The organism is Thermodesulfobacteriota bacterium, from assembly GCA_039028315.1.
In the GTDB taxonomy this organism is placed as follows: Bacteria; Desulfobacterota_D; UBA1144; order Nemesobacterales; family UBA2774; genus CR02bin9.
Window position 1 is genome coordinate 1 of record JBCCIH010000085.1, and the last position, 9305, is coordinate 9305.

The 9305-nt window shown below is 40.1% G+C and carries 9 protein-coding genes and 1 pseudogene; 5 read left to right on the top strand and 5 right to left on the bottom strand.

The annotated features are described in order from the left end of the window. The coding region (locus AAF462_06605) for a class I tRNA ligase family protein (protein MEM7008792.1) at positions 1-1252 on the top strand (1252 nt) is incomplete at its 5' end. Positions 1253-1268: 16 nt separating this feature from the next. On the opposite strand, the gene AAF462_06610 is transcribed toward AAF462_06605, so the two are convergent. Together AAF462_06610 and AAF462_06615 are read right to left on the bottom strand one after the other, a co-directional pair. Next, complete coding sequence (locus tag AAF462_06610; protein ID MEM7008793.1) at positions 1269-1610, bottom strand: histidine triad nucleotide-binding protein; 342 nt, start codon at positions 1608-1610, stop codon at positions 1269-1271. Between the two features lie 54 nt (positions 1611-1664). After that, a complete protein-coding gene (locus tag AAF462_06615) occupies positions 1665-2729 on the bottom strand; it encodes an isochorismatase (protein ID MEM7008794.1) in 1065 nt (354 codons plus the stop codon). A 93-nt stretch (positions 2730-2822) separates the two neighbouring features. Here AAF462_06615 and AAF462_06620 point away from each other — a divergent pair, with 93 nt between their 5' ends. The 3 genes from AAF462_06620 to AAF462_06630 are packed head-to-tail and all read left to right on the top strand — an operon-like array spanning position 2823 to position 5712. Then, positions 2823-3587 (top strand): (Fe-S)-binding protein, encoded by a 765-nt coding sequence (locus AAF462_06620; protein MEM7008795.1) that lies wholly within the window; start codon positions 2823-2825, stop codon positions 3585-3587. Positions 3588-3589: 2 nt separating this feature from the next. Next, positions 3590-5026 (top strand): LutB/LldF family L-lactate oxidation iron-sulfur protein, encoded by a 1437-nt coding sequence (locus tag AAF462_06625; GenBank protein ID MEM7008796.1) that lies wholly within the window; start codon positions 3590-3592, stop codon positions 5024-5026. Between the two features lie 14 nt (positions 5027-5040). Then, positions 5041-5712 (top strand): lactate utilization protein, encoded by a 672-nt coding sequence (locus AAF462_06630; GenBank protein ID MEM7008797.1) that lies wholly within the window; start codon positions 5041-5043, stop codon positions 5710-5712. Positions 5713-5716: 4 nt separating this feature from the next. Here AAF462_06630 and AAF462_06635 read toward each other — a convergent pair whose 3' ends face one another. From AAF462_06635 to AAF462_06645, 3 genes are all read right to left on the bottom strand, one after another. Continuing rightward, on the bottom strand, positions 5717-5920 hold the full coding sequence (locus AAF462_06635) for a hypothetical protein (protein MEM7008798.1): 204 nt from the start codon (positions 5918-5920) through the stop codon (positions 5717-5719). Positions 5921-6160: 240 nt separating this feature from the next. Continuing rightward, positions 6161-6874: an SDR family NAD(P)-dependent oxidoreductase gene (locus AAF462_06640; protein MEM7008799.1), complete on the bottom strand. Its 714-nt coding sequence runs from the start codon at positions 6872-6874 to the stop codon at positions 6161-6163. A 146-nt stretch (positions 6875-7020) separates the two neighbouring features. Then, positions 7021-7734 carry a hypothetical protein gene (locus AAF462_06645; GenBank protein ID MEM7008800.1) on the bottom strand — a complete coding sequence of 238 codons (714 nt, stop codon included), beginning with the start codon at positions 7732-7734 and terminating at the stop codon, positions 7021-7023. 190 nt (positions 7735-7924) lie between these two features. On the opposite strand from AAF462_06645, the pseudogene AAF462_06650 reads away from it, so the two are divergent. Then, positions 7925-9305 (top strand): annotated as a pseudogene (locus AAF462_06650) (FAD-dependent oxidoreductase).

The following is a 9305-nucleotide window of genomic DNA, read 5'->3' on the forward strand; positions in this document are numbered from 1 at the left end:
CGAAGGATATGATCCTGCAGCTGATGAGCTAGCTCCAGACTGGGCTAAGAAGGACGGAGCGCTTAACAATATTAAGCTCGGAATGGACATCTTTGATGTTTGGTTTGAGTCAGGTTCATCATGGCACTCAGTTTTAGAGCAGCGCAATATTGGATACCCTGCAGACCTTTACCTAGAGGGCTCTGACCAGCACAGAGGCTGGTTTCAACTATCACTTCTTCCTGCTCTAGGAGTAACGGGAGTGCCACCATTTAAAGCACTCTTAACTCACGGTTTTATGGTAGACGCTCAGGGCAGAAAGATGAGCAAATCAGGAGGGAACGCTCTTGAAGTTGAAGAGCTTCTTAAGACAAACGGTGCAGACATCTGCCGCTGGTGGGTTAGCTCACTTAAATATACAAACGACATTAAAGTAGATCTGGAGTTCTTTAAAGTAGCTGGAGATGAGTATCGAAAGGTTAGAAATACAATCAGATTCTTGCTCGGAAATATCAATGATTTTGATCCAAATAAAGACGCTGTCGAATTTAGTGCTGATGATAAGTATTCCCTCGACAGCTGGGCAATGTCTGAACTTTCAAATTTTATAAATGAAACAAACAAGGCTTATGAGGAGTTTGATTACAAAAAGGCAAACGAGCTAATATTTCATTTCTGCTATGAGACACTGAGCGCAGTATATCTGGCAGCTATAAAAGACAGACTTTACTGCGACAAATCTGACAGCAGAACCAGAAGACGCTCGCAGACTGCAATGTACAGTATTGCTGATGCGTTGATCAGATTTTTATCACCGATTTTAGTACATAGCGCTGATGAAGCTTACAGAAGCCTTCACAAAGAAGAGTCCGACACTCAAAACAGCGTTCATCTCTTAACTATGCCAAAGGCCTTAGAGGTACTAGCAGATGAGAATTGGGACAAGGTAATGGAGCTTCGCAGTGAGACTTTAAAAGCGATAGAAGAGGCCAAAGAATCCCAGGGAATCAGCAATCCTCTTGATACTGGTATAAACACAGAAGTTGAAAGTCAGTCTTATGAAGCATTAAAACCTTTTGAACCTGAACTTGCCGATCTTTGTGGTGTGAGCAGATATACAATCAGCAAAGGGGACAAGCTTGGTATATCGGTCCAAGATTTATCAGGCGAACTAAGGTGCGAGCGCTCTTGGAAACGAGACGGCTCAGTTAAAGAACGCTCTGACGGCGGCTTCTTATCAGATAGGGATGCTCAAGCTTTAGGACTAGATTAACAAAAGTAGACTTAGTCTACCCTGGAGGCCAAGTCATCTGACGGCCACCTAACAGATGAATATGAAGGTGATATACTTCTTGGCCGCCTTCTGGGTTAGTATTTGCAACCAGTCTATAACCTGAGTCCGAAATACCAAGTGACTTTGCTACTTCAGAGGCTTTCACCATCATATGTCCAAGGATTTCTTTATCGCCCTCAGTGACCTCAGCCATTGAGGGGATTTCCTTTTTAGGAATGATCAAAACGTGCACTGGAGCCTTGGGGTCAATATCCTTAAAAGCAAGACAAATATCATCCTCGTAGACTATATCAGCAGGTATTTCCTTATCTATAATTTTTTTAAAAATTGTGCTCATACATGCTCCTCCATTTATTCATTTATAATGACAAATTAATATTTCAATCTGTGTTTAATTACATATTCCAGGCCAATCACACAAGGGCTCTGTCGATTGAACTATGTGCATTCCTGCATCTGCAAATTCTTTAAATGCCTGATTTGCATGTTCAGTAAAATCTATTTCACCTGGCACAACAATAGGTGATGTACAATCCTGTAGTATATAAATTTTCTCCGCCAGATTCTCATCATCCGATCTAATCAATTTAAGCAAATCTGATATAGTCCATGCTATACAATGACTCTTTGCCTGACCCGCGATAATTAATGCATCAAAATCCAGTAGTTTTTTATATATATGATCTAGGTTTGTGGATTTCTCAAACAGTGCTTGGTTTCTAGCTCCTAGCGTAGTTCCCTCATGAGTTGTAATAACTTCTGGCCTTAGTACTGAATAATGCTCGGTAAGAGGGTGATCACCTTTAACATATATAAACGGCTGTGATGATCTTGCGATAGAATGAAAAAATACCGCCTCTTCAATAGAGGAAACGAGAGCATGGCCAATGCCGCCAAGCATAGCATGATAAGGCCAAATTGTAAGCTCATATTTTCCAGATTTCTCAAGCTCTTGTGTATAGTGAAGTAGATGTTTCTCGATGTAATTAGGATCAGACTGTAAGTTTTGCACTAAATCTTGATTAAAGCGCCATCTCTTATTTTTAATATCGTCAGAAGTTATCTGCGTATAGGGCTTTGGATGGTCTCCTTTCTCATCTAGAAAAAAGATGCCGTGAAATATGTGCATTGCCTGGTGTGTATCCATAGTAGGGAAAATCTGAGTAATATTATGAAGGTTTCTATATATAAACTCAGATAGCCGGATATTGTCATCAACAGCAGCCAGCCCCGAACTACCGCCAACGAAGAGCTCAAAACCTGGTATACAAAATGTATTCTGCACATCCACTAATACAAGACATATTCTAGGTTCATCTTGTGATACAGGGCTTAATTTATGTTCTTGAGCCCAATTGCCAGCCATAATAGCAATATTTTCATATTCTACTCGCCAAACCTCTTTAACCTTGTCTGAATTGTAATGAGGAGGAATTTTAAGCTCTTTGTTATTCATATAGCCGCCCAAAGGTTTATATCACTAAAATTGACATTATTCTTCTAAATTGTGATACTCACGATATTAACTTTAAACTGATACAAACATATTATGCAACTAAAGCGCCCGATTAAAGCCCATATATTTATCACATGCCTCGTCGATACCTTTTTTCCAAAAGTAGGTGAGAGCATGGTTTCAGTTTTGCAGGAACTTGGAGTCGAAGTTGATTTTATACAGGAGCAAACATGCTGCGGACAACCCGCATATAATAGCGGTTATCAACAAGATGCTAAACAGGTGGCCGAGAGATTCATTTTGTTGTTTGAAAATGTTCTATCAAGTAGTGAAAATGAGGAAATATACATAGTTTGCCCATCTGGATCGTGCAGTTCTATGGTTAAAGTATTTTATAAAGATTTGTTCAAGAACTCCCCTTTATTATTAGAAAAAATAGAGCTGATTGCCGCACGAACCTATGAGTTCTCTGATTTTTTAGTAAATGTACTAAATGTGCGTGAGGTTGGGGCTAAATTTGACGGGATCGTGACTTATCACGACTCATGTCACCTGCTTAGGGAACTCAGAGTAGAAAACGCACCAAGAGAGCTTATTAAAAAGGTAGAAGGTATTGATTTTAAAGAAATGGATATGCATGACGCATGCTGCGGCTTCGGAGGCACATTTTCTATAAAATTCCCTAAGGTTTCTGTATCCATGCTCGATGAGAAGATTGATTGTATATTAAATAGTGGCGCAGATACAGTTGTTTCGGCAGATATGGGCTGTTTAATGAACATCGGCGGAGCACTTAGCAGACGCAATTTGCCGATCAAAGTAATGCATTTGGCCGAGCTTCTTACAAAAAGAGGATAAATATGGCATATGAACAAGTAAGATTCGAAATAGATTCTGAGAAGGCCATACAAAATAAAGGGCTCAAAAAGGCTCTAGTGAATGTTACAAACCGCTTTCGTTCAGCTAGAAATAATGCGAGTCATGATGTTTCAAATTGGGAAGAACTCAGGTCAGCCGCTCGAGAAGTTAAAAAAGAGACCATCTCAAATTTAGACAAATATCTTCTAATGCTTGAGGATAGTGTTAAAAGCAAAGGCGGAAGGGTCCATTGGGCTAAGGATTCTAAGGACGCCTCTGAAATCATTATCAAAATAGCTGAGGATAGCAATGTTAAGTCAGTAGTAAAAAGCAAATCCATGGCTACCGAAGAAATAGAATTAAATGACAAATTCAATGAGGCGGGAATTAAAGTAGTTGAAACTGATCTGGGTGAGTATATCATTCAGCTGGCTGGTGAGCATCCATCTCACATAATAGCGCCTGCAATTCATAAAACTAAAGATGATATCTCTAGACTATTCTCAGACACATTCGATATTCCGTACTATGATAAGCCGGAGGACCTGACAAAATTTGCAAGAGAAAAATTAAGGAACGAATTTTTAAATGCTGATATGGGAGTTTCGGGAGCAAACTTCGCTGTGGCCGAGACAGGAACAATAGTAGTTGTAGAAAATGAGGGAAATGCCCGTATGACTACTACGGTTCCAAGAATACATGTAGCACTTGTGGGAATTGAAAAGCTAATTCCAAGATATGAAGATCTTTCACTATTTCTCACCGTTTTGGCTAGAAGCGCAACGGGGCAAAAGTCCTCAACATATGTATCATTCATCACAGGTCCAAAGAGACAATCTGATATTGATGGACCTGAGGAATTTCATCTCGTTTTACTGGACAACGGCCGATCTAATATTCTTGCATCAGATGAAACGAGAGAGTCTCTGTACTGTATAAGATGCGGCGCTTGCCTAAACAACTGTCCTGTGTACAGACAGGTTGGGGGCCACTCATACGGCTGGGCATACTCAGGACCTATAGGAGCAATAATCAACCCCCAGCTACTTGGACTAGACAAGGCATCAGAGCTTCCCTTTGCCTCTTCACTTTGCGGTGCGTGTCATGATGTTTGTCCAGTAAAAATTGATTTCCCAAAAGTACTTTTAGAGCTCAGAAAAAATGTTGTTGAATCAAAAAGCAAAAGCACTAGGTTAGGGGAGGCATTCTTAGAGAAGACAGGAATCAAGCTTTGGAGATTTGCAATGATGAATGAGAGAATATATAAAACTACAAATAAATTAGGCTACTATCTCCAAAAGCCATTTAGGAGTGGTGATGATAAATTAAATTCCTTGCCTTACCCATTTTCGAGATGGACTGAGCAAAGGGATTTCCCAGCAGTTGCAAAAAAAACATTTAGAGAAAGTTGGGCAGATATCAAGCAGGGTATAGGGTAGGGGACTAAACGAGAATGAGTACTTCTAGAGAAGAAATACTGCATAGAATAAGGCAAGGACTTTCAGGAGTAGATGTAACAATTCCGGAACATAAGGATCTTATATCTAAGGCTCAAAAAGTTAATGAGTTAATTTTGGATTCGAAAGATCAACTAGCATCTGAATTTATATCTGAGCTTGAGAAAGTAAATACAAATTTACTGTCTGCCGGCAAAGAATCTGAGATATTTCCTGCAATTTTAAAATTTGCCAAAGATAGGGGAATAAAATCCTTCTCAATTTGGGAATCTCAATATCTAAAAGAGATGAATCTCAAAAAACAACTTAAAGATGAAGGACTTAAACTGATTACAGCTAAGAACAAAAATAACATAGCAAGATGCGATATTGGTATAACAGAAGCGGACTATGCAATAGCCGACACAGGAACCTTAGTGCTCATTGCAAACAAAAACCAGCCAAGAAGCGTATCACTGATACCGCCTATCCATTTGGCTATTGTAAGACCAGAGAATCTAGTGAGAAACATCCAGGACCTGTTTGTAATATTAAAAAGCAAGCTGCAAGAGGATGAGGATCTTACCAGTAATATGACTTTTATCACCGGCCCAAGCCGCACGGCAGATATTGAACTTAACTTAACTCTTGGAGTACATGGACCAAAGGAGTTGTATGTGGTTATTTGAGATTTTATTGTTGGAAGAGACCACAGCTTGCATTGCCTAAGTTTACTCCATTTTCTATCACAGTCGCCGTAAAACCATTTTCTTCGTCATAATTCAGGTCGGTAAAAATAATATCGTCGCTGCACTCCACTGTCTCACAATCTATTTCAGTACAAAAAAGTACTGTGCCAATCGGAACAAAAACTGGAGGAGCTGTATCGCAACTCATACCGAAACAACTATTAGCTATAAACTCTCCCAAGCACTCAGACTCTCTAAAACCTTCAAATAAACAATCTGATGGTAAACCTGGAACACAATTCACACACTCATTACTACACCCACCATAATTGAGTAGTAGCAGAATTGGTATAAGCAGATACACAAAACTCTTTGCGCTTATTAACATATTAATTAAATGCTGCATGATATAGAAAGACAAAGCAAGTAGATTTCCTTGATTTGATATTTAGGAGATCCACTCGCGGGCGGTGAATTCCTGGCCGTTAATTTCTTTGGATTCCTCAGAGGCAAGGTAGACAAAAACTGGCGAGATATCGAGCGGGGTAGGGATGGTGTTTGGATCTTCATCTGGGTAGGCTCCGGCCCTCATATCAGTACGTGTACCACCGGGGTTAACTGAGTTCACTCTGATATTAGTTTCTGATAGCTCGTCAGCTAAAACTTGAGTCAGCGCTTCAACCCCGAATTTAGAAGCGGCGTAGGCTCCCCATTCTTTTTTCCCTTTTCGTCCGACGCTTGAGCTTACATTAATAATGGATGCACTGTCAGATTTAAGAAGAAGCGGGAGTAGGGCTTTGGTTACAAAAAACTGGGCGTTTAGGTTAATATGAACAACTTCTTCCCACACGTCCTCAGGGTATTCTATAATTGGCGAGCGGACTCCTAATATACTGGCATTATTGACTAATACGTCAAGCGCACCCCACCTGGATTCTATATCGAGCGCAAGTCGTTTTATATCATCCGCATCAGTAATATCACATAGCGCGTAGCGAATCTCGCCAATCATGCGAAGCTCTTGTTGCGTGGAGATAAGGTCATCTTCACTTCGCCCGCAAATAAGCACCTGAGCGCCTTCTTTAAGATAAGCCTCAGCTATTCCTTTACCGATACCTTTTCCGCCTCCTGTTATAAGAGCTGTTTTATGGGCTAATTTCATAGTGGGTTTCAAGTTTACCAGATTCGCATAATTTTACAGCGCAAATATCACTAAAAGTTCATCAACAAAACACGAGAAGTGCACCAATGGAAAAAGGTAAAGTGTATATATTATCTATACCATATACAATATATATAAATTAGAATTTAGTCAGACACAACTATAACATCGGTAAACCAGACTCTAAAATCACTATCAGGGTCTTGGCGGTTTAGTGATATTGTAATCGAGCCAAGCTCCATGTTGTCTTCCCATGTAGAAACACGGGTAGGGGCATCAGAGCCGCCTTTGCGGTAGACCCATTTTGTGATCATAGAATTATCGTCAAGATAAAGATCGTATATATCGCCCGGAGTGTAGCCTCCAGTCTCTGGATAAATTACACTGATTTTAGTGCTGGAGCCGCTTCCTAACGGCAAATCCAGTTTTTGGTCCTCAACTTCGATTCTGATACCGTCATCCCATACAAGATGAAATGGAAATATGAGCCAGTACTGATCATTTATGAACTTTGCGTCTATATCTTTAATTTCCTCTGATGCAGAAGAAAGATCGTTTTGGTTGTAAGTAACAGTCTCGCCATTTTCCTTATATGTAACTTTATTGTCTTTTGGATTCCAGACCCATGAGCGCTTTATAGTTTTATCTCCGAGCCGGGCATTGAACGTGTATTGAATTTCTGAGACTTTATCAAAACTTTGAAACCCGTAAGCATCGGCAATTTTTTGACCAATCGCCGAGACAACATGGGTTTTATCATCAGGGCCTGCATCAGGTTCCACCGAATCATCATCTGCGTAAGCTGCTGCAATGAATAATATGAATGCGATTGGAAGCAGTAAAAGTTTTTTAATCATCATAGTAAGGAAACCTCTCTTATTTGGATTGTTTTGCCTACCGTTTTTACAGTTTGTTCAAGTTTACCAGATTAGGCATACATTATGGAATATTGTTCATAACAAAACGGCCCCAAACAATTCTTATCAATACACTATGAGAACTAAAAAACGGTGCTACACTTTAATGATCTAATAACTTGGAGAGCCCAAGATGTCTAACGATAATCTTACAGAGCCTAACTACCAAGACCCTAGTGACCCCTATGCTAGGTTGTCTCAAACATTCCCTCGTCTATCTGATAGCCAGATAGAGAGAATCAAATCATTCGGCACAGTAGAGAAATTAGAAAAGGGCACATCTTTGTTTGAAAGAGGTCAGAAAACTGTAGATTTCTTCGTTCTTATATCAGGCACAATTGAGATACATGAGCACCGCGAAGAGGGGTTGAAAATTATTGCCAAACACCAAGATAGAGAATTTACAGGTGAAGTTGATCTTTTCAATGACCGAAAGATTTTGGTAAGCGGTAAAATGGGTGAGAAGGGAGAGGTTGTAAGGGTTAACAGGGCAAGTTTTAGAAAATTAATCTCAGCAGAGCCCGATATCGGCGAGATAGTAATGAGAGCCTTTATACTGCGCCGTGTGGCCTTAATATCACACGAGCAGGCCTCTGTTACTCTAATCGGGAGAAGAGATTCTAAAGACACAATAAGAATAGAGCGCTTTTTAAGGCGTAACGGTTATCCTGTGGAACTTTTTAATGATTCAAAGCATACGCAATGCTCAAAAGCTATTGAAAAATTCAATATTTCAAAAGATGACCTGCCGGCGGTACTGCTTCATGATGGTCAGAAAGTTTTAAAGAATCCCACCACATTTGATGTTGCAGAAGAGCTTGGAATATTTGAAGATATTGATCAGGAAAACACATATGACGTAGTTATAGTTGGGGCAGGCCCTGGAGGTTTGTCTGCTGCGCTAAACGCCGCCTCAGAGGGTCTTAGAACACTTGTTCTTGAGGCTGAAGCCCCTGGAGGGCAGGCTGGAACAAGCTCTAAGATTGAGAACTATTTAGGCTTTCCGACAGGAATATCAGGCCAGGCTCTTGCAGGTAGAGCATAGATTCAAGCTCAGAAATTCGGAACTAAAATCGCTCTGCCAAGATCTGTTCTTAATATCACTAAATCTGCTAACAATTTTGAAATAGAGCTTGATACCGATGAGAGAGTTAAAACAAAAACTGCTGTAATAGCATCGGGCGCACGTTATCGGGATCTCGGACTAGAGAATGAAAATAAGTTTGAGAACGCTGGACTTTACTACGCTGCGACTGCTATGGAGGGAAGCTTATGCGAGGGGGAGGAGGTAATAATTGTAGGCGGAGGAAACTCTGCCGGACAAGCTGCAGTTTTTTTATCTAAGTTTGCAAACCATGTTCATATCCTTGTAAGAAGCTCAGGGCTTGCAGAAAGCATGTCTGATTATCTGATCGAAAGAATTAACTCATCTGAATTTATTACTCTTCATACTCATACTGAAATCACAGAGCTTAGAGGTGATAAAAATTTAAAAGAGGTTATATGGCTTAACA

Bases quoted from the DNA above. Each gene is read 5' to 3' on its own strand.
- AAF462_06620 (MEM7008795.1), top strand. From the start codon at position 2,823: ATGCAACTAAAGCGCCCGATTAAAGCCCATATATTTATCACATGCCTC.
- AAF462_06645 (MEM7008800.1), bottom strand. From the start codon at position 7,734: ATGATGATTAAAAAACTTTTACTGCTTCCAATCGCATTCATATTATTC.
- AAF462_06635 (MEM7008798.1), bottom strand. From the start codon at position 5,920: ATGAGTTGCGATACAGCTCCTCCAGTTTTTGTTCCGATTGGCACAGTA.
- AAF462_06630 (MEM7008797.1), top strand. From the start codon at position 5,041: ATGAGTACTTCTAGAGAAGAAATACTGCATAGAATAAGGCAAGGACTT.
- AAF462_06640 (MEM7008799.1), bottom strand. From the start codon at position 6,874: ATGAAATTAGCCCATAAAACAGCTCTTATAACAGGAGGCGGAAAAGGT.
- AAF462_06625 (MEM7008796.1), top strand. From the start codon at position 3,590: ATGGCATATGAACAAGTAAGATTCGAAATAGATTCTGAGAAGGCCATA.
- AAF462_06615 (MEM7008794.1), bottom strand. From the start codon at position 2,729: ATGAATAACAAAGAGCTTAAAATTCCTCCTCATTACAATTCAGACAAG.
- AAF462_06610 (MEM7008793.1), bottom strand. From the start codon at position 1,610: ATGAGCACAATTTTTAAAAAAATTATAGATAAGGAAATACCTGCTGAT.